Below are 20,169 nucleotides of genomic sequence, written 5' to 3'. Positions count from 1 at the left end.
TCTCGTGGAACGCGGGTGTGGTGCCACAGCCGGTCTCCTGGCTCCCGGATCAACGCTGCCCTGGCCTTCCCAGGCGGCTGGTTGGCCGCCCAGTGGCGATGTCAGGGTTGCTACTCGGTCACAGTGGCGAGGACCGCACCGGATTTCCACCGGCTTCCCGTGTTCTGTGGCGTCCAGGAGGTTACGTGGTGGGTGTTGGGCGCACAACGGCCGATCAAGCGACGAAGGTCACTGAATCGGTATTCTCCGACCACGTGCCCGGTCCGCATCGGCGGATGCGCTGCAATGAACTCCATGACGTCAGATGACGTGCGGGGCCTGACCCGGTTCACGAGATCGTTGACCCGGCCAGGCGCTGGCGCTTGTGACCATCTCATCGCATGGGAGGATTTCTGCGACCCGGCGGGGCAGTGGCTTCGTCTCAGCGTGCAGGGGTGGCAGCGGCTAGGTGGCTTCACACACCACCGGGCGGGTATCACCCTGGTCTCCTTCCGCGCCTCCTGGCTTGCGTTGTGCGCCACGATCCCCGAGTACCACCGCGGGCTGGATCTCCCGTCCTTCGAAGGTGCACGAGTCACCGTCAACGCCGAGGGACTGCTGGAAGGGCTCGTCCTGCCTGACCGATCAGTGAGCCTGGTGCCTGGTCGGGACCGGGCGGAGTGGTGGTGGCGAATCGTTGAGGCCTTCATCGCACCGCTGACCAGAGCTCTGGAAGCGCTCGGAGGCCCTCCGGCCTCGAGCGACCAGTATTGGGGCAACACGGTGGGGCTGATCGGTGAGGTACTCCGGCGACTCGCCGACGACGGCATAGGCGGGGATGTCTTCGCCGCTGGGCTTGAATTACGCTCGGCGACCGGTAGGACGGATCTGCTCAGTCTGCATGCCGTGCCCGGCAGCGTGTTCTCGAGGCGTCGAACCTGCTGCCAGCTATGGAGATGCGGACTCGGCTACTGCATTGAATGCGTTCTGCACGACGCCCCGGCGCGGAAAGGTCGCTTGAGGTCTAACCGCTGAGGTTCGAGTACCGATCAGCGTTACGGCAGCTCCTGCTGCACCAGACCGGTGGATGCGCTTCCTGTCGTCCCGACGGCCGGAAGGGCTTCGCCGTTCAGGGCCCGTGAAGATCATTCTTTGTGCTCACGAAACGGTCGCGTCAAGCGAGCACGCCGCTGTTCCCGGAAGACCTGACGGGGCTCCAGGAAAAGGTCGTTTCGGTGCTGATCATCAGTCGGTGCAGCCTCACCGGCCTGGACGGTGCCCATCCATTGCCGCTGGAGGTGTTGGCCTGCGATGAAGCGGTGGACCTGTTGGCCACGAACGCGGGCCTTGCCAGCCGAGAACCGGCCAATCGAGAGCCGTTCGGGCCTAGTTCTGGTCATGCTCGACTATCCGCGCCGTGTCGGGCAGGCTCAGGGAACCGCGCCCAGCGCCCCGACCATGCTCCGTATCGGGTCGGCCACCCCGGGCGCGATCGGAAAAGGCCTACCACTGATCGAGTTGACGAGGACGCCGTCGCGACGGGCAGCTCCGGCAGTTCCTCCCCGGCGGACGGCGAAGGAGAACATGTTCTCACTGCTCCAGTTGAACGGCTTCGTAGCCGTGGCCGAGGAACTGCACTTCGGACGGGCCGCCGAACGACTTCGCATGACCCAGCCACCGCTGAGCCGCCAGATCCAGCTGCTGGAGAACGAGCTCGGCGTCGCGCTCGTCGACCGCAGCCACCGCGCCGTCCGGTTGACCAGGGCCGGCCGAGCTTTCCTTCCGGAGGCGCGGCGCCTGCTTCGCCAGGCCGAGCAGGCCGCGCGGATGGCCCGCTCGGCGTCCGCCGGGGAGATCGGCAGCCTGGCACTCGGTTTCACCGCGGCCAGCGCCTACCGCACCCTGGGTGCGGTGCTCGACGTGGTCCGGAAGAACCTGTCCGGGGTCGAGATCATCCTGCGGGAAATGGTCAAGAACGAACAGCTGGAGGCGCTGTCCGACGGCAGCCTCGACCTCGGAATGATGGTCCGCCCTCCCGTCCGGCGGCACGATCTCGACTCGCGAATCTACCTTCGGGAACACCTGGTCGCCGCTATTCCGGTGGAGCATGCGCTCGCGAAATCACCGGAACCGCTCACCGTCGCCGATTTCGACGGAGAAAGCGTCATCATGTATCGACCCGCGGAATCCAGGTATTTCCACGACCTGCTCACCAGTATTTTTCGAAATGCTGGATGCGCCCCGGTCTTCTCGCACTACCTGAGCCAGATCCACTCCGTGCTGGCGCTGGTCAATGCCGGTTTTGGGCTGTCCCTCGTCCCAGCTGGGGCCACCCAGCTCCGCTATCCGGAAGTCATCTTCCGCCCTATTGAGCTGCCCGAGTCGAGCCAAGTGGAACTCAGCCTCGTCTGGAGACGCGACAACGACAACCCCGCACTTGCCGTACTGCTCGATTATTTGCGGCACGGGTGATCTATTCAATCGTTGAATCGGAATTACCAAACGAAGCATTGGACATTCCGAAACCGGCTCGCCTAGCGTTGTGTCCGCATTGGTCGGACGTCAGCAGTTCCACCTGGAACGGCTTCTGCGGCGCAAAGTGAGGAGTGCCCGGTGCGGGTCATCAGCGATTGTGCGCAAATCGCGCGCGAGTTCGGATTCCATCCGATCAAGCAGTTGCTCACCCCCGGTATCCGAATGGATGGGCCGAAGATGGTTGCGCCCGTGATCGCGGACCGGAACGGCGAGCGCTTCCTGCTGGCCCGCGAGCAGGAGACCGGCAATCTCCGCGCCCACGGTGTGCCAGCCGAGCGGACCCGGTTCTTCGAGCGGTACGTCAGCTTCGACAACATGGTGAACGGCTCATCAGCAGCCGAGTCGCTGGCCGATGCGGTCGCGGGACTCGGCGGATCCGACCCGATCATCGTCGGCGGCGACCTGCCCTACGGCCGCTACCTGCAACTGCACGAACGGTTCGGCGACCAACTACACCTCGAAGCATCCGCCCAGCGCGGTCCGGTGGTGCTTTACCGGCTCGCAGTACGCGACGTGCACGACCGGTTCGCGAGGCTGCGCTCGGGAGGCGCCGAGGCGGCGGCGCGAGTGCTCCGAGACCGTCCGCATCTGCGAGGTCTGGTCGACGAGATCGATCGCGCACCGGCGGACACTCGCTTCGAGTTGCTGGCGGGCAAGGTGAACGCGGACGCGGTGCTTTCCGCCGCGCCGCCGAACGTCGGCGAGCTGACCGGTCTGGCCGCGCGTGCCGGGCTTGCTGTCCTGTGGGTGCGCGCGGCCGAGCACGTGTATTGCGTGGCTCCTGCCGACGACTACACGTTGCCCGGCGAGGTCGTCGGCACCTACGCCTCGGTGCCGGCGGCGGTCCGCGCCGTCGTGGACGGTGGCCGACTCGCGATCGAGGAGCAATGGCTCGATACCAGCGTCGCGTTGACGTTGCAGGACGCGGGGTTCGCGGTCGTCCCCGCGTCGCTGGAGCTGTCGCTGTGGCGCGAGGAACGGGACAGCACGGACCTGGCGTTCATGGTCATCGCCGCCCAGGCCAGCCGATACTGCATTGAGGGCGCGCTCCAGCACGCGCAGCGCGCCCTCGACGAGGGCATCGCACTCACCGAACGCGACGTCTACCGGCGCTATCTCGAACTGATCCCGCAGTTCCGCGCCGAATTCGGCATCCCGTTCGCCATCGCCCCGTACTTCGCCAACTGCCACACCGCCGACCGCACGACCTACCCGGCAATCCCGACGGAACACCCACTGACCGAGGCCACCACAACGCTCAAGTTCGACGCCGGTCTGAAGATCGCGGTGGACGGAGTCGTGATGGCCACTTCGGACATCGCGCGCTCCCTGGTTCGCTCCCCCGGAGGGCAGGCGGCGTACCGGATCTTCACCGACGTGATCCGCAACGGCATCATCCCGAACCTGCGTCCCGGCTCGGTGTGCGAGAAGGTGCACCACGATTGCGTGGAACTGGTGCTCGCACACGAGGCGGAACTCGTCGAGTCCGGACTCATGCCCGCGGGCATCGACCTGCACGCGGAGTACGGGCGCCGCAACGTCGGCCACCTGATGGGCAAGCAGGAGTCCTTCCTGACCGAATTGCGTCCGGGCCACACCTACGTCCTGTCCGAAGGATCGTTCGGCGCCTGCGAGATCCAGTGGCCCTACCGCGACCACTCCATCGCCGCCGAGGACCTCTGGTACGTCGGCCGCGACGCAACGTACGCCATCAGCTCCTGATCCACTCACTCGACCTCGAACGCACAGGAATCTCCCATGACCGCAATGGCATTGCAGATGGAGCCAGGCCCGACCCTGGTCGACGACCGGGTCATCCAAGCACTCGCGGCACCGCCGATGTACCACCAGAGCGCCGAGTTCGCCGAGATGATGGACGAGACCTGCGAACTGCTCAAGCAGATCTACGGCACCGCGGGCGAAGTCGTGGTGCTGCCGGCGAGCGGCCGGGGCGCCGTCGAGTCCGCGCTGGCCAGCGCGGACCCCGTCGACCGCCCTCTCGTGGTCCCGGCCAACGGTACGTTCGGCCGCATGATGGCCGCCATCGGCGGGTCGCTGGGCATGCGGGTCGTGGAGCTCAAGCACGATTCCGGCCAGCCGTTGGCGGTGCACGACATCGAGGCCGAACTCGACCGGCACGACAAGCCCGTTCTCGGCGTCGTACACAACGAAACGTCCACCGGCATGGTCAACGACCTGGCCGAGTACGCCGAGCTGGTGCACCGGCGGGACGGGCTGCTGCTAGTCGACGCGGTGTCCTCGCTCGGCGGCACCGCGATCGACTTCGACGACCTCGGTATCGACCTGTGCGCCTCAGCGGCCCAGAAGTCGGTCGGCGCGCCGCCCGGGCTGGCCTTCGTCGCGGTCAGCGAGCGCGCCCGCGACGAGATCGAAGGCCGCAGACGGCCGCCGCTCGGCTACTACCTCGACCTGCTCCGGTGGTGGGACCAGTGGGTTCCCCGAGAGCGGGGCGGCAGGTTGAAGTCCGGATACCGCAGACTGCCGTGGACCATGCCGACCAACCTGGTGGTCGCGCTGCGCCGCGCGCTCGAACTGACCGCCGAAGAAGGCATCGAGGAACGCTGGGAACGGCACCGCCGCACCGGCGCCGGTCTGCGCGCGGCGATGGCCGCACTCGGGATGCATCCGGTGGCGCCGCCAGGTGCGGAGTCGAGCACCGTCGGCGCGTTCCGGTTGCCGGGCATCGACGCCCGGACCCTGCGCCGTCGGCTGGCGCAGCGGCACCGCGTGCACATCGCGGGCGGAATGGACGGCGACGCCGCCACCGTGATCCGGATCGCGCACATGGCGGAGTCGGCCCGGCCGGGGCCGCAACTGCACACCATCGCCGCGGTCGCCTACGAGCTCAGCGCTCTCGGCGTGCGGGCCGCGACCGACCCGACGCGGGACTTCCTCGCGGCGTGGTGCGCCGAATAACCGGACGAACGGAGTCATCAGCATGCGCCAGCCAGTTGCCGACGCCGAGGCCAGATACGTCACCTCGGCAACAACGAACATGTCGTCCCTGCGCCGGGTCATGGCCGGCACGGCCGCCGGGCAGTTCGTCGAATGGTACGACTACGGGATCTACGGATTCCTGACGGTTCCGATCGCGGCCAACTTCTTCTCCGGCGCCAGCACGAGCGGACTGCTCAGCACCTTCGCGGTGTTCGCCGTGACGTTCGTGTTCCGGCCCTTCGGCGGCATCGTCGGCGGGTTCTTCGCCGACCGGTTCGGCCGCCGCAAGGTGTTGATCACCTCCCTGATGGCCATGTCGCTGGCCACGGCGGCTGCCGGTCTGTTGCCCACCGCGGCGACGATCGGTATCGCTGCGCCGCTGCTGCTGGTGCTGCTGCGCGTGGTGCAGGGCCTGTCCGCGGGCGGTGAACTCGGCAGCGTGATGTCGTTCGCCGGCGAGCACGCCCCGGCGAACCGACGTGCCTTCGTGGTGTCCTTCGCGCAGATCGGTTCGTTCTCCTCGCTGCTCACCGGAAGCCTCATGGGCCTGCTGCTCACCGAGGCGCTGACCGAGGAGCAGCTACACGGTTGGGGCTGGCGCCTCCCGTTCTTCGTGGCGCTCCCGCTGGGCATCGTCGGGCTCTACATCCGCAAGAAGGTGGCGGAGTCCCCGGCGTACCAGGAGATCTCCGAAGCCGGTGAGGTCGCCAGCCAGCCGGTGCGCGAGGCGTTGACCTCGCGGGTGGGTCGCCGGGCGATCCTGGTCTGCGCGACGCTGTCGCTGCTCAACAGCTCCGGGTACTACGTGCTCACCAGCTACATGCCTGCATACCTGCAGAAGTCGCTGCACTTCGATCCCACGGCGTCCTTCGGCACCACGGCCGTCGGCATCCTCGCGCTGCTGTGCACCGTGCCGCTGACGTCCCGCTGGTCGGACCGGATCGGACGCAAGCCGGTACTGCTGACCTCGTCGATCGCGACGTGCATCGTGGTCTATCCCGGCTTCCTGCTGGTCGACCACCGAGGAGCGCTCAGCATCGTCGGGATGGCGATCATGTTCGTCTGCTTCGCGATGTACACCTCGGTCATCCAGTGCGTCCTGGTGGAGCTGTTCCCGACTCGGATCCGGGTGACCGCTTACTCCATCGGTTACAACATCTCGACCGCGATCTTCGGCGGTGCCGCGCCGCTGTTCCTCACCTACTTCATCGACGTAACCGGCGACAGCCACGTCCCGGCCTACTACATCATCGCCACCGCGGTGGGAACCCTGCTCACGACGCTGGCGATCCCCGAAACCGCCAAGAAGAAGCTCAAACGCTGACATCCCCAGGAAGGAACGCGATCCCATGATGACGAGGTCTCCCGAGGACGTCATGCGACGGCTGGGCAGCGGTCTGCTGTCCTTCCCGGTCACGACGTTTCACGACGACTTCTCGTTCGACGAGAAGTCCTATCGGGACAACATCGGCTGGCTGTGCCAGCACGGCGCGGCGGGCCTGTTCGCGGCTGGCGGTACCGGGGAGTTCTTCTCGCTCACCCCGAACGAGGTCGAGCACGTGATCGCCACCGCAGCCGCGGAAGCCCCCGACGACATCCCGGTGATCGGAGCCGCGGGCTACGGCACCGCGACCGCGGTGGAGATGGCCAAGGCATGCAGTCGCGCGGGCGCGGCCGGGATCCTGCTGCTGCCGCCCTACCTCACCGGCAGCCCGCAAGACGGTCTCGCCGCGCACGTCCGCGCAGTTTGCGAAGCCACCGACCTCGGCGTGATCGTCTACAACCGGGCCAACGCCGTCCTCCGCGACGACACGCTGGCCGAACTCGCCGAAACCTGCCCGAACCTCGTCGGTTTCAAGGACGGCGTCGGCGATCTCGAGTTGATGACCCGGATCCACGCCCGGCTCGGCGACCGCTTCACCTACATCGGAGGGCTGCCCACCGCCGAAACATTCGCCCTGCCCTACACGGAGCTGGGCGTCACGACCTACTCCTCGGCGATCTACAACTTCGTCCCGAAGTTCGCGGTGGAGTTCTACAACGCGGTGCGCGCCGGAGATCGCGAACACATCCAGCACGGCCTCAACGAATTCGTGATCCCCTACTGCAAGATCCGCGATCGCGCTGCCGGATACGCGGTCAGCATCGTCAAGGCGGGTGTCCGAGCGATCGGCCGACCGGCCGGCCCCGTGCGCACCCCGCTGCGGGACCTGACCCCGGACGAATTCACCGAGCTGACCGGATTGATCGCCAACCTCAGCTGACCCCGACGAGACCTCCCTCCGGGAGCATCGGCATGCCGGTCCGCAGACCGCGTAGGACTGCCAGGGCTGCTTGGCGATCGGCACGAGCTGTAACCGGCTGGACGCGATTCGTGCAGTTACCACCAGACCTCGACCGCAACATGCTGCTCATCTTCACCCGTCACGGGTGGCCCGTTCCAAAAGGCCAGAAGTACTTTCTTTCGCGCAGCAGCCGATGTTTATCGTCTGAGCTGCGGTGATATCGATCATCGAGCGGCCATTTGCGAGACGGGTTCGATGTTTCGTTGAGGGACGTCACGCGTTGCTCGCCAACGCGAAGGTCGAGGTGGTCGGGCACCGACGGTGCCCGAGCCATGCGGCGACGTTCACTCGCCTCCGTCGAGATGCGCGCGGAACGCAGTGGCAAGCGCGCGCACCTTCAGTCCGAGGTGGAGAGTGAGCCAGTCATCACCGTCTTCGAGGTTCCGGCCGGTTATCCGCTCGATCCGCTTGAGGCGCTGGTACAAGGTCGCCCGGTGAACCTTCAGTGCGTCGGCCGTGCGGCGGATATTGCCCCCGTGATCGAAGAAGGCGTGCAATGTGTCGATCAGGACGTGGTGGGTGTCTTCCCGCTCCAGCGCGTCGAGCGCGGGGACTCTGGAGGCGTCCACGAGATCGTTCGTGGAGAGCTTAAGAAGCAGTCCGTAGGGTCCGAGTTCTCCCCACCGGGCGACATCCCCGAGGCTCGGCACAAGGATCGCGGCGCGCGCCGCGAGAGTGGCCTGGTGGTAGGAGTCCCTGACGGCGTCAAGCCGGTTCACAGTGGTGCCGATCCCGAACACAAGGCTCGTATCGGTGTGGGCGAGCCTGTTGAACCGGGAGGTAATCCGGTCTGTCAATGTGGTGTTCAGCAGTTCGGGCGGGGGCTGACGTTGCGCGAGCAGAATCCACGCCCGCGCTCGGTTCACGACCATCAGGGCGACGTCGTTATGCACTGCGCGGATCCCGTCCTCGACGGCGGCCTCCAGTGCGACCTCCTGGGAGGACGGCGTCGCGGCCTCGGTACGGCAATGTACCGCGAACGCGGTGAAATGCATCGCGGTTTCAGGGAACAGTTGCTCGGCCCGCAGGTCCTCCACCGCCTGTGCGCGGACCAGGGCGTCGGGGGAGACCAGGTCCCGGAGGATCACTTCGTGCCGAACTTGGGATCGCTGGTGTAGTAGCAGCCTGCGGTAAAGCACGATGGCCGCACGTTCCGCGGACTCGGCCGCTCCAGTGAACTCGTGCTCCCGGAAAGTTCCCTTTTCGTCGACGAGCCAGAGGTACCCGAGGAGCAGACCGTTGAAGCGTACTGGAGCGCACAGCCTGGGCAGCGCTCCGGCAATACCGCTCACGTCGATCAGTCCCGGAGCGGTCCAACTCGCGACGCCTTGGGCAAGGATCGTTTCGGAGGTCTCGGCGGGAACGGACCGGTTCAGCACAACGGCATCTTCGTCACCGAAGTGCCGACTGGCCGCGAGCAGCCGGATCGCCGGATCGTCGATCGCGACCGACCGCTCGAGCCGTTCTGCGAGCTCATCCACAATGGACTGCAAATCGTCCTCGGCCACGGCCTTTTCTCCTCTGCTGTCTCGCTTCCCGCAATGTCAACTTCGAGGCCGCGGTCGTGCGAACGGCTCACGTATGTCGTCAGGTTCATCGATCGGCGCGCCGGAGCGTGGCCCGACATGGCGCGCGCGACGACTGTCACTCCCCGGCCCCTACCCGCCCGACATTTGTCGATTGTTGGGTTTGTTGTCGATTGTAATCTCAGCGACACGTAACGGTTAGGGAGTGTCGTATGGCTACCGGGAACACCAGATTCGATCTGTTCTTGGACGGCCTCGACGGCCCCGTACGCCGCGGCAGTTTCTGCGTACCGGGCCGCTGATCGATCCGCAGAAGGCGCACGAACTTGCCTCGCCGGACGGTGACCTGCTTGCCTCCACGGCCGACGGCAACATCGTGCTGCGCTCGGCTGTCGACGGCCGACCGGTCCCGCTAACCACCGACGGCACCCCGGAGCACGAGTACCGCTTCGACCTCGTCGATCCCGCATTGGCCAATCTGGGCATGGCGTTTCTGGCGTGCAACTGGTTGCCTGACAGTTCGCGGCTCGCGGTCTACAAGGTCGACAACCGCGGGGTGCACGCTGCGCCCCAGGTCCACTACCTCAAGCGCGAGGACGAAGTGGTACACCGGTACCACGCCCAGGCGGGCGGGCGGCTCGAGCGCACCACCCTGCACGTGCTCGACGTATACGGCCGTCCGGCGGTTGAGCTCGATCTCGGGGACACCACCGACACTTACCCGGTGCACGCGTCCTGGCTACCCGGCGGCTCGCACCTGGTCGCCGCGTGCTGAGCCGCGACTACCGTCGCGCCGACGTGCTACTTGCCGACGCGACGACCGGAGCAACCCGACCGGTGTTCAGCGAGGAGAGCGAGAGCCGATCCATCACGATGTCTACTTCGGCAGGAAGCTCGGACTCTTCCTGGCCCCCGACGGTACCCAGTTGCTGTGGCTGTCCGAGCGCTCGGGTTGGAAGCACCTGTACCTGTACGACATCGAAGGCAACCTGATCCGGCAACTGACCGAAGGCGAATGGCCTGTCGACTACGTGCACCGCGTCGACGACGATTACGCGTACGTCACCGCACACCATGAAGATGAGCGAGATGCTGATCCGGGCCGGTAAGGCGCACGAGTTCGTCGTCCAGCCGGAGCAGTACCACGGCTACGACAGCAGGGCGTGTGCGAGGTTGATCTGAGGGTTGCGGCGGGGGTTTGTCCAGGTGGGACGCGAGGCGAGGGCGCGGTTTCCGGTGGGAGATCATCGGGTTGTCCAAGCCGTGACGGTCTGTCCAGGAGCCGCGCTCTTGTGTTCTTGGCTTCCCTGGTTCGGGTTGTGCTTGACCGGCCCACCCCCACAGTCGAGTCCTTGCGGGGTCGTGTGGACGGTCTCTGGCGGGCGCTGGAGGCGGTGGGCCCACCCTCACAGTCGAGTCCTTGCGGGGTCGTGTGACTCCCGGTGCGAAGACGTTCATCGAGTCCGCCTCGGCGGAGAGAAGCCGCAAGTTCCATTGAAATCGAACCTTCGATTTCAATGGAACTTGCGGACCGTCGGCGTGTCGCATCCCGACACGCCGATGCCTGTGGACAACCTCCGCAATTTCAATGGAAATCGTGGGCGGGTACGGACGTGCCAGGACCCGCAGCCTGGAAGGTCTTTGTTCTGGACGGAAACTTGCGAACCGGATATGGCGCTGGCGCCGACCGAACGGCACAGCCGCCGGTATCGAAACGGTCCACCACCTGGCCAACCTGTCCACCACCTGGGCAACCTGCCACCCGCCTTCCCGCCCGAAACTACCTAAACCGGATAGGTCAACCTTGCACACGCCCTGGCTACGACAGCGTGCACGACGCCTACTTCTGGCGAAAGGTCGCCACCTTCTTCCGCACACACTTGCAGGAAGGGTGAGCGGCGTGGAGTTCATGTCGGTCGAGCATGTCGCGGCGATGAACAAGCTCCTGCAGGATGCGCCTGACGTTCGGTCGGCCTGCACGCAGCTCAGTCGAGCACGGGTGGTTTCTTACCTTCTCACGGGCGGTCCCAACGGCGAGGAGGTGCACTGGACGATCACCTTCGGGGACACGGTCCAATTCTCCCTGGAGGAGGCGTCCTCGCCCGACGCGCGTTTCGTGGGTGACTGGACCCAGATGATCCGCGCCGTCAGCGCTGGCCGCGGTGGAGCGCAGGTCGACGCAGGCGTCTCGATAGACGGCGATGGGTCAGTGCTCGCCGGAATCAACACCACGTTGGAAACCGCCCGTGCCGTCGCGACCGTGCCAGTGGAATTCCCCTCCGTATGAGTGCCTCAGTTATGGCGCGCTCTATACGACGCCAGTCGGCCACACTGTCCGCAATGGACATCGCGGTGTCGGCTCGCGGAACATTCGCGACGAACGCGAAGGGTAAATCGATGTGCGCGATACCGATCCGCCGCCCTGCCATGTGATCGGTGACAAGATGCGCGCGACAAGTGCGTGCTGGCGACCCGACGTGACGAATCCGGCCGCTGGCGAGTCAGCGAGCAAAATCGCCGCGTCTCAGGGGTTCGCGACGGCACCGGTGCTGGGCTCTGGCCACGTTGAGGCACGGAGGCGCGACTAGCCATCCGCCCGGCAGACAGGTGCCTCGACCGAGCTGGTCCCGGTGCCGAGGTACAGGTGGTAGGCGTCTGCTGTGCCCTGGTCGGACAGGCATGCCAGCGTGCTGTCGTCCGGTGAGAACCTGGCTAAATCGGGCCGACCCCGCGGCCGTCGCCACAGTCTTCAGTTCGCCGTTCTCGACCGTGTGGACAGCTGTGCGTGGTAACCCGTTCAGCTGCTCGTGGATGCCCTGGTCACGACGACTCGGGTCTCGCCGGGGGTGACATGTGGTTCTCGTAAGAGACGCGGTGAACCGAACGCGGGGCGGTGCACTCGCTGCAGGGACTGCTCGATGTCACGGTACTCCCGGGGTGTCCCGCAGGTCATTCAACCCATCACCGTTCCCGAACTGCTGGTGTTGCGGGGACGCTTGCGGGAGAACGTTCCCAGGTCGATCTGCAGGCCGGTGTTCTTGGCCAGGAACTGCACGGGGTGGGCGTCGTGGTCGGCGCCGGACTCGACCTGCTCGACCAGCGCAGCCATGAACTGCCCGACGACCGGGGCGTTCTTGAACTGGTTGCCGCTGGTGCCGATCGCCACGTAGAAGCCGTCGAGTTCGGTCCGGTCGTAGATCGGCGTCCAGTCTTCCGTCACGTCGTAGACTCCGACGACACCACGAGCCCGGTTGGGCACGGTCAGTTCCGGCAGTCGCCGGGCCGCCCGGGTGACGTGGGCCTCGAACACGGCCATCGTGGGGTTCAAGTCGGCGTCGTCGGGATCGTCGAGCCATTCGAACGGGTCGCATTCCGGTTCCGTGCCGCCGACCAGCAGTCCGCCGCCGATCTCGCCCCGGAAGTACGTGCCGAGGTCCATGTCCGCCACGGAAGGGCCGATGCCGCCATCGGGGTGATAGCCCGCCGGCGCGAGCACATGCGCAACTTCTTGGCGCATCGACCGTACCGTCACGGTGAAGTCCGAGCCGACGCCGGCCATCTCGTTCAGCTTTCCCGACCACGGGCCGGCGGCGTTTATGAGCACGTCGCACGCAATCCTGGTACCGTCCGCCAACACGACCGCACGGACACGCCCGTCGCCCAACTCCACCGCGGTCACGAGGCTGCGGAACCGGAATTCCGCGCCCTCCGCCGCCGCCGCGCCGGCAAGGTTATGGGCCGCCAGCTGCGGGTCGGTGATGTAGCCCGCGTCGGGGGTGTAAACACCGCCGAGTCTGGTGCGCGCGTCCGCCCAGAACTCGTCGGTATTGATCCGCTTCGGTGGCCAGTAGCGGCCGGTGTCGATGCCCGGCACGCGCGCGGCCAGTGTCTCTGCGTCCCATTCCTCGTACGGGACACCGATCTCGTCGAACAACGGGAGCCATCCCGCGCGTGGTGCCGCGTCCACGTCTAGCATCACCAGACCGCTCTGCTCGAACCGAATCAGGTCACCGACCTCGTGGCCGAGGTGTGCTGCCCAGTCGAGCCAGCAGTAATGTGACTCCCAGGCGGTCGCCACACCCGCGGAGGTCGAGAAGTTGTAGCGGACGACCGCGCTCGACGCGCTGGTCGAGCCCTGGCCGGCGGCACCGGCCTTGTCCACGACGATCACCCGGCGGCCCACGCGAGCGAGTTCCAGCGCGATCGCCGCACCGATCACCCCGGCGCCCACCACGACGACATCCGTGCTGAGATCTGGCCTCATTCTCTCGGTCCTTTCTACGAATTCCGCGCTGTCACGCGTTCGATCCAGTCTCTCCGGCCGCTTACTCCCGGACAGCAGCCAAGTGTCAGCGCCTGTCCAACCGGACAACGACATCTGTCGCCTCGAGCGACCACTATGGACAATTCACTTGATCGCGCCTGTCCGCAGGTCACTGTGCCGTGTTTCGGGGATGGCAGTCAGCAGCAGCGGCAGTGCCAGCAACGCGAGGACGCTCGCGTAGATCGCCGGGGAGATCATGCTGCCGGTTGCGGACACCAACAGTTCGCTCGCGAGTGGGGCGGTGCCGGCGAATACCGCGTAAGCGAGGTTGTACGGCAGTGCCATACCGCTAAACCGCACGTTGGCCGGATACATCTCCAGCACTGCCAGAGCGCCCGTCGAGAGCAAGCCGACGGTCAGCAGCCAGCACAATAGCGAATACGTTAGCCGTGCCGATTAGCAGATATGCGGGAACGACCACGATCACTGCTGAGCTAGCCCCGATCCGGATCAGTGGGCGCCTGCCATACCTGTCCGCCAAGACTGCAAGCCCCAGGCCGACGGGGATGGACACGATGTTGAGCGCGGTCGTGAGCGTCAGTACCGTGGTCGCGGACATGCCGGTGGCCTTCTGAAGATAGGTCGGCATGTACCCCAGGAACATGTGGGTGAGCACACCCAGGACTGCGAAGTATGCGAACAGCAGCAACAGCGTCCGCCAGTAGCCACGCACCAGTTCACGGAAAGGACGTTTGGTCTTCTCTGTCGTCGCCTGCACGTCGGTGAAGACCGGTGTCTCGCCGACACGTAGGCGCAGGAAAAGTCCGACCACGGCGATCAGGCCTCCGATGATAAAGGGCCACCGCCATGCACCGGACGCGAACGCCGGTCCGGACGCGGTCTGGAAGATCACCACGGTCATGGTCGCGCCCACGGCACCGAGCCAGGTCGATGCCCCGACAAGGCCCAGGTACCAGGCGCGGCGGTTGTCAGGTGCGTGCTCGAGGCTGAAGGTCAACGCACCTGTGTACTCACCTCCCGCCGAAAATCCCTGCGCGAGGCGGCATAACAGTAGCAATGCCGGCGCGAGTGGACCGATCTGTGACCAGCCGGGCAGTATTCCGATGGCGGCGGTCGCGGCACCCATGATGATGATCGACAGTCCGAGCGAGGTGCGGCGGCCACGCCTGTCCCCGATGTGCCCGAACACGTATGCGCCGACCGGCCGGGCGACGAACGCCACTCCGTAGACGGCGAATGCCCCGAGCAGGGAAGCGACTTCGTTGCCCGGCGGGAAGAACACCTTGGCAAGGACTGCCGCGGTGAAGCCGAACAACGTGAAGTCGAACCATTCGACGAAGTTGCCGACCGACGAGGCGAACAGGACTCCACGCCGGGAGACCATCACGGCTTCTTCGGCGGTCGGCGCGTCTGTTGAAGCGTGCTGACTCATCGCATGTCCTTTGATTCGATGGAACTCCGCTCAGCAGGTCCTGTGCAGAAGGTCAGCCTGCTGTACCCGCGTGCCGGCCTAACCTAACCGCGGAGGTTGGCATGCAGAATGGACAACAGTCGCCTCTCGGCGTGTGTTTACGAGACGATCGTCGCGCCCGTCGACATGGTCCTCATCCGGGGGAGTACGGCCGTTGAGCGCGTTTCGAGGGCAGCCGCGGTGCTGTCTGGCAGCGCGGGCTGACCGCAGCCGAACATCTCCCCGAGCCCGTAGCTCGTCCCCTCGCCCCATCGATCCCTCAACCGGCAGCAAGGTCGCGAGACTGAACGGCACGAGCTGGATATACCGAGAGGCTTACGCCGGATCTGTGGGGGACGGCGGGTGAGATCCCCGCCGTCAACCCGGCATTGTTGTTCCTCCGAATGGACTATCAGAACGCGAACCAGCCGAGGCGGGTTCTTGCTTGCCGCTGCTGCGCCAGTTGAGTGAATATGCCTCCACCGCGGGTTCGATCTTGACCAGGTCGAGGGAACCTTCTAGTGTTCGTGGCATGTGCGAACTGGGATGAACAAAGATACTAAGTGTGCAAATTCTTCTCTCGAACGCTTTCCGGGGGAGCGTTTTCGAGGGAATTTTTCACGCTATTCCTATGGCCGCATTTGTGCGGGAAGTAAGGGAAATATCGGGCGGCGGGGGGCGGTCGGGTTCCCTGCTGTGACGAGGTTTCCCGTGCTCGCTCTGCTGCCCGGCCAAATCGGTGAAAATTCTTTCGATCGCGCTGGGGCGGCCGGGAGCCGGTCCAGGGTGGCTTCTGGGGGAGGCACAGTCAGTGAGTTCGGCACAGGATGCGGCCCCCTGGTCGTTGCGGAGGCTGCCGGAGGAAAGCGCGCTGGAGCGCTACCGCACCCTGCGGGGTGAACCGGACGTCGAACTAGAGCTGCCGGAGGGGCGAAATTCGGTGGCGGCCGCGTCCCTGATCGGCGCGGACGCCATTGCCCGCGGGCGCAGCGTGGTTTATGTGACCAGTGACGAGCTGGTGGACCAGACTGTGAAGCAGATCGCGGCGCTGCCGGAGCCGGCGGCGGTGAACCTGCACCGAGGCATGAATCAGCTGCGAGACCTGGTGGCCCACCACAATGCGCAGGCTCTCGGTGTGCTCGGCTTCTCCACCTACTTCAGCGCGAACCCGCGGATCGACCCGGCTGACGTGGTGCTGCTCGACACCGACCGCATCGGTGACGGGGTGATCGGCAGCCTGTTCATGGTCCGGGTGGACCGGCGGTTGCAGCCCCACGCCTATGAGCAGCTGCGCGAGCTCATCGGAGCATCGGCGACCCCGCGGGTGCTCGAAGCGGACGGCTGGACACCAGTTGCCGCCCGGGTCGGGGAGCTGCTGACCGGGCTGTTCTGCGGGGAGAGCACGCAGTTCGTCTGGTTGCGATTGCAGCCGTTCCTCGGGGATTGCCAGGTTGTTGTCGGGCCGGACGACATCGAGATCCGGCCGCCTCACGAGCTCCTGCACTCTCTGCCGGGTTACCGGCACGCCGGGCAGCGCGTCCACCTGAGCACCGCGCCCGCCGAGGCGGCCGCAGCAGACGTTGATGCGGCGGAGCTGGACCTGGCCGGGCTCTCGCCCAGCGTCCGGTACGCGATGGACTATCTGCGCACCTGCTTCACCGATCCGGATCTCACCTTGAACCGGGTGGCGAGCGCGGTGTACATGAGCCGTTACCACTTCTCCCGCAGCTTCCGCGAGCAAACCGGGTGGCGGTTCATCGACCTCGTCACCATGTTGCGCATGAATGAGGCGCGATTCCTGCTGCGCGAAACGTCGACCTCGATCACCGATGTCGCGCGTGCCGTCGGATACCGGGAGCTGAGCCACTTCCAGCGGATGTTCAAGAAGCGGTTCGGCATGTCCGCCTCCAGTTACCGGGCCGGTGCGGGATCCGCGCGGGAGCGGGACCTCCAGGTCGTCTGAGTGCGCCTCCGCTGCGGGGCGCACTCAGACGACCTGCTCAGTGGCAGCAGCTCTCCCGCGTCCACTCCGGACGGTGCCAGTAGTGCTCGGCGCGGGCCGTCGCCGAGGGCAGCGGCGGGGCCGTGGCCACCGTCGCCACCGCAGCTGAAGCTCTGCCTGTGGACCGGAACGGCGCCAGCAGATCCGGCACGGTGTGCCGCACCCCGCCGACGAACACCGCTCGCACGGCGGCCGCGGCGCGGATGTCGGTCAGCGGATCGCCCTCGACGGCGACCAGGTCGGCAAACCGGCCCGGAACCACCGCACCCAGCGTGTCGCCGTAACCGATTGCCTTCGCCGCGTTACCGGTGGCGGTCAGCAGCGCCTCCTTCGGGGTGAACCCGTACTTGACCAGCGCACGGAGGTTCTGGTGGGCGCTGATGCCGATGTCGTCGAGCGGGGCGTCGGTGCCGGAGACCACCAGTCCGCCCGCCCGGTGCACCCGCAGCAACGCGTCGACCATTCCGGCGGTGATCCGGCGGTACGGCTCGGCGTGCGGGCCGTTCGCTCCGTCGGCCTTGGCCTGGAGCCGCTCGTACTCCCAGCCGGGGAACAGGGTCCGGGTTCGTTCGTCGTCCACCAGCGAGCGGTCCTCGGCGAACAGTTCGCTGGCGAAGATCGTCGTGGAGGAGACCCACATCCCGCTGGCCGCCAGCACGTCGACGGCGTCGGCCGACATCCGGTACAGGTTGTAGCTGAGGGTGCGGGAGTAGCCGAGACGGTGACCGCCGCCGGGATGCTCCATGCCGTCCAGTCCGCTGTGCGCCGCCGGGTACAGGTAGTGCGAGGTGACCGGAATGCCCTTGGCGTGTGCCCGTTCCACGGCCCGGCGCTCCAGCGGTACGGGCAGGCGCATGTACAGCTTGACGAGGTCGTAGTCCAGCCCGATGGCCCGGTCCAGTTCCCGTTCCAGCTGCCGGGCCGACATCGTGGTGCGCATGCAGTTGTACGAGGCGCGGGAGCCGTCGAGCGCCTCGCCGGAGCCGAGATATCGAGGGCCGACCCGGGTGCCTGCCTCCAGCGCCTCCCGGTTCTCCACCATCTGGTAGGCCGGATCACCCGGGGAACGGCTGGTGGTGACGCCGTAGGACAGCCATAGCCGGCCCTGCCGGTCGCCCCACTGCCGCCCGCGCATGTGCCAGTGGTTGTGGGTGTCGATCAAGCCGGGAAGCACTGTCAGCCCGGACAGGTCGATCACCTGGGCGCTGCCGGGGCTGTGACCCGCGCTGGGCACGAGCGCCGCCACCCGGTCGTCCTTGAGCACGATGTCGACGCCCCGCTGCAGCTTGTCCGAGGTGCCGTCCCACACTGCCCCCGCTCGCAGCACCACCCGGCCGGTGGCGCGGGCCGGCCGGTACCGGAGGTCGGCGGCCACGGTGCGAGCGGCCCCGCCGTCGGTCAGCCGCAGCGTCCCGTTGCACAGGTAGAGCACCGTGCGGCCGTCCCCGCTCACCGAGAGCGAGTCGGTGACCTCGTTGGTCAGCTGTACGGGCGGGGCGGTGATGGTGCCCGACGCGTCCGCCGGAACGCGCCAGGCGAGGCTCTCGGCGCCGAATACGAAGCCATCTTTAGTCCACAGTGGACCATCGTCGCCCCTGGTGGAGAGGGAACGCTCCGTGGCCACGGCCTGGTAGCGGAACTCGCCGCTTTCGAGGTCCACAACGAGGATCTGGTTGTGCCCGGTCTCCGTGCGCCGCGAGTAGGGCCGCATGGCGGCCAGCGCCAGCTTGCCGCCGTCTGGTGACCAGCTCGGCCGCCCTGGCTGGTACAGGGCGGGCAGCACCTGCCGGGCGGTCCGGGCGGCGATGTCGAGCACCCAGGTGCCGCCCGACTCGTCCTGGTAGGCGATCTTCGTCCCGTCCGGGGAATACCGGGGCGTCAGCTGGGCGTCGGTCGCGTCGGTCAGCCGTTCGGACCGGCCGGTGCCCAGGTCCAGCCGCCACAGGTTCGCCGTTCCGGCGCGGTCGCTGACGTAGACCAGCGAGCGGCCGTCAGGTGCGAAGTCGGGATCGGAGGAGAAGTAACCGTCGTCGACGACCTTGCGGGCAGTGCCTCCGATCGGCAGCACCCACAGGGCGTTCAGCGCGCGAAAGGCCACCTGCTTGCCGTCACGAGAGAGCACCGGGCTGGCGATGCCCTTGGCCTGCCGGACGGCGGTGGAGCCCAGGTCCCGTGGCGCGCGGTGGTAGCGGCGGGTGGCCAGCGGCAGGACAGCGGTGAACGGGACGTCGGTGGCCGGGCCGGTCAGTCCACGGCGCCGAACGCGGCCACCTGCGGTGTAGAGGAACTCGCTGGCGGACAGCCACGCCATTGGGAGCGGCGAAAGGTCCTCACCGGTGACCAAGGCTTGATCGCCCACCACCAGATCGGTCTTGGGACCGACGATGCGCACATAGGTCAGGTTCCGGCCGTCCGGGGTGAAGCCGGGCGCGGCCAGCCCCGCGTCGCCGGTGACCGGGCGCTCGCGGTTGCCGGAAGCAAGGTCCAGCACCTCGATGACGGTGTCGCCCACCAGGTATGCCAGTTTGCTGCCGTCCGGAGACCACGCCGGGCTCGTGTGTACCTCGTCGGCGCTGGTGACCGCGGTAAGTGCCCCGGAACCCAGCTCCAGCACCCAAATACGGCTGAGGTGGTCGCGATCGGAGGAGAAGGCAAGTCGCTTGCCGTCGGGGGAGAGACGGGGCTCGGTGTTGTAGCCGGGTCCGGTGGTCAGCTGGGTCAGCGCAGTGCCGTCCGGGGCGGCGGTCCAGGCGTCGTACACCCCGTCACGGAAGGACTGGAACAGGATCCGCCGTCCATCGGGGGAGAACTGCGGGCGGCAGGCGTCGTGGTCGAGCGGGGTGATCAGCCGCGCCGCGCCGCCGGCGACGGGCAGCACCCAAATGCCGCCCGCGACGTCGATGGCCAGCGTGCGGCCGTCCGGGGACACCGTGACACCCAGGTTCGCGCTTTCCCGGACGGTCACCGAGGGGGCCTCCGGCGTGTCTTCCTGGGCCAGTGCCGGGACCGGACACGATGCCAGCCAAACCGCACCGGTTCCCGCGGCGATGCCACCCAGTCGCAGTGCGCCCCGTCGTGAGATCTCCATC

At 66.7% G+C, this 20,169-nt stretch carries 14 protein-coding genes and 1 riboswitch; of the genes, 9 read left to right on the top strand and 5 right to left on the bottom strand.

The genetic code is table 11. The features are described from left to right. Positions 1–10: 10 nt before the first annotated feature. Positions 11–184: riboswitch (cobalamin riboswitch) on the bottom strand. 1,379 nt (positions 185–1,563) lie between these two features. The 5 genes from SSPN_RS0116000 to kdgD all read left to right on the top strand — a co-directional run bounded on the left by SSPN_RS0116000 (position 1,564) and on the right by kdgD (position 7,736). After that, positions 1,564–2,451, top strand: a complete 888-nt coding sequence (locus tag SSPN_RS0116000) for a LysR family transcriptional regulator (protein WP_010696160.1) — start codon at positions 1,564–1,566, stop codon at positions 2,449–2,451. Between the two features lie 141 nt (positions 2,452–2,592). Then, entirely contained in the window at positions 2,593–4,236 is a 1,644-nt protein-coding gene (locus tag SSPN_RS0115995) for a hypothetical protein (protein WP_010696159.1), read from the top strand. Positions 4,237–4,272: 36 nt separating this feature from the next. Then, a complete protein-coding gene (locus SSPN_RS0115990) occupies positions 4,273–5,451 on the top strand; it encodes a pyridoxal-phosphate-dependent aminotransferase family protein (protein ID WP_010696158.1) in 1,179 nt (392 codons plus the stop codon). Between the two features lie 22 nt (positions 5,452–5,473). Further along, complete coding sequence (locus SSPN_RS0115985; protein ID WP_010696157.1) at positions 5,474–6,796, top strand: MFS transporter; 1,323 nt, start codon at positions 5,474–5,476, stop codon at positions 6,794–6,796. 25 nt (positions 6,797–6,821) lie between these two features. Beyond that, positions 6,822–7,736 (top strand): 5-dehydro-4-deoxyglucarate dehydratase, encoded by a 915-nt coding sequence (gene kdgD, locus SSPN_RS0115980; RefSeq protein ID WP_029535385.1) that lies wholly within the window; start codon positions 6,822–6,824, stop codon positions 7,734–7,736. A 365-nt stretch (positions 7,737–8,101) separates the two neighbouring features. On the opposite strand, the gene SSPN_RS0115975 is transcribed toward kdgD, so the two are convergent. Then, a complete protein-coding gene (locus tag SSPN_RS0115975; protein WP_010696155.1) occupies positions 8,102–9,325 on the bottom strand; it encodes a PucR family transcriptional regulator in 1,224 nt (407 codons plus the stop codon). A gap of 223 nt (positions 9,326–9,548) precedes the next feature. Between SSPN_RS0115975 and SSPN_RS61620 the strand changes: the two genes are divergently transcribed. The 3 genes from SSPN_RS61620 (at position 9,549) to SSPN_RS0115955 (ending at position 11,630) form a co-directional block, all read left to right on the top strand. Continuing rightward, positions 9,549–10,118, top strand: a complete 570-nt coding sequence (locus SSPN_RS61620) for a DPP IV N-terminal domain-containing protein (protein ID WP_010696154.1) — start codon at positions 9,549–9,551, stop codon at positions 10,116–10,118. A gap of 151 nt (positions 10,119–10,269) precedes the next feature. Then, on the top strand, positions 10,270–10,452 hold the full coding sequence (locus tag SSPN_RS61615) for a DPP IV N-terminal domain-containing protein (RefSeq protein ID WP_010696153.1): 183 nt from the start codon (positions 10,270–10,272) through the stop codon (positions 10,450–10,452). A 791-nt stretch (positions 10,453–11,243) separates the two neighbouring features. Further along, entirely contained in the window at positions 11,244–11,630 is a 387-nt protein-coding gene (locus tag SSPN_RS0115955) for a hypothetical protein (RefSeq protein ID WP_101376597.1), read from the top strand. Positions 11,631–12,296: 666 nt separating this feature from the next. Here SSPN_RS0115955 and SSPN_RS0115950 read toward each other — a convergent pair. From SSPN_RS0115950 to SSPN_RS44035, 3 genes are read right to left on the bottom strand one after another with little or no spacing between them, the layout of a single operon-like run. After that, a complete protein-coding gene (locus SSPN_RS0115950; protein ID WP_337466333.1) occupies positions 12,297–13,721 on the bottom strand; it encodes an NAD(P)/FAD-dependent oxidoreductase in 1,425 nt (474 codons plus the stop codon). A gap of 30 nt (positions 13,722–13,751) precedes the next feature. Then, the gene (locus tag SSPN_RS48930) at positions 13,752–13,952 is read right to left on the bottom strand and encodes a hypothetical protein (protein ID WP_010696149.1); all 201 of its coding nucleotides are present in this window, start codon (positions 13,950–13,952) and stop codon (positions 13,752–13,754) included. 4 nt (positions 13,953–13,956) lie between these two features. Next, positions 13,957–15,060 (bottom strand): MFS transporter, encoded by a 1,104-nt coding sequence (locus SSPN_RS44035; RefSeq protein WP_010696148.1) that lies wholly within the window; start codon positions 15,058–15,060, stop codon positions 13,957–13,959. Between the two features lie 829 nt (positions 15,061–15,889). On the opposite strand from SSPN_RS44035, the gene SSPN_RS48925 reads away from it, so the two are divergent. Then, entirely contained in the window at positions 15,890–17,041 is a 1,152-nt protein-coding gene (locus SSPN_RS48925; RefSeq protein WP_148271974.1) for a helix-turn-helix transcriptional regulator, read from the top strand. Positions 17,042–17,078: 37 nt separating this feature from the next. On the opposite strand, the gene SSPN_RS0115930 is transcribed toward SSPN_RS48925, so the two are convergent. Further along, positions 17,079–20,168, bottom strand: coding sequence for an amidohydrolase family protein (locus tag SSPN_RS0115930; RefSeq protein ID WP_010696145.1), 3,090 nt, complete (start codon positions 20,166–20,168; stop codon positions 17,079–17,081). Position 20,169: the final 1 nt, after the last annotated feature.

Source organism: Saccharopolyspora spinosa NRRL 18395 (assembly GCF_000194155.1).
Taxonomy (GTDB): Bacteria; Actinomycetota; Actinomycetes; order Mycobacteriales; family Pseudonocardiaceae; genus Saccharopolyspora; species Saccharopolyspora spinosa.
This window is presented reverse-complemented; position numbering and strand designations above follow the sequence as displayed.